The sequence below is a fragment of the Moorena sp. SIO3I6 genome (assembly GCF_010672095.1).
Map to the genome: position 1 here is coordinate 1 of NZ_JAAHHU010001784.1, position 1001 is coordinate 1001.

Here is a 1001-nt window from a genome sequence, read left to right on the forward strand (position 1 = left end):
AACGATTACTCTAAATTCCGATGATGTTTGATAACATACTGATTTGACACAGCTTTCAAATAATTTAGATACTTCCAAGATTTGGAAATATTTCGACTCTTGAGTGGAATTACGAAAACTAGCATGATTAACCTTTATTGATAGAAAAACAAGCTAAAAAACTCCCATGACTTTGACTAATTTAGCCAAAGTAACGAGAGTTTTAATGTTAGGGTGAGGTAGCCATGGCGTTATGGGAACCTTGCAAACAACCAACCATTTCGTCAGCTATCAACTAACGAAAATACTGCCAATAGTTTCCGATGTACCCCTATGAAATATTAAGTTCAGGGTTTTGAACCCTTTTTCCTGATGCTTTCCACCGATTTGGTTTTTGATCGTAGATGGGCAAGGAGTTCTCATCAAGAGAGACTCAGATCAGGGTTGATGATTTACCGTCAACCATAAACCGTCAATCATAAACCGTCAACACAACCCGATCACTTAAACCATCTAAGTCAACAAAGATACAAGTTAATGATGCCAGTTATATGGTGAGCAGTTGCTGGAAGCATTTTGGTGAATTAGTGAACTAATCAGTTAGCTAAATATCGCTCAACGACATTAACTAACTCTGATGTCCAGTGGTGAGCAAGTTGAGAATTGGCGGCTTCGACCATCACCCGGATCAGGGGTTCAGTACCAGAAGCACGAACCAGAATTCGACCTTGGTCTCCCATGGCTGCTTCCCCTTTTGCGATCGCATTCGTGATGGCCTCACACTCTTGCCATCCACGTCGGCGTTCTCGGTCTTCTACCCTGACATTACGCAGCAGTTGGGGGTAAGTCTGGAAACTTTGGTCTACTAACTCCCCTAAGGTCATCCCAGATTCATGCACCAAAGAAGCTATATGTAAAGCAGTTAACATGCCATCCCCAGTCAAACCATAATGGTGACAGATGATATGTCCCGATTGCTCACCCCCTAGCATAGCTCCAGTTTGGAGCATTTTAGCTTGGAC

General features: G+C 42.4%; 1 pseudogene. It reads right to left on the reverse strand.

Annotated features, from left to right (window positions below):
• Positions 1-575: 575 nt before the first annotated feature.
• Positions 576-1001, reverse strand: a pseudogene (gene glmM / locus F6K49_RS53110) (phosphoglucosamine mutase); the annotation flags it as partial.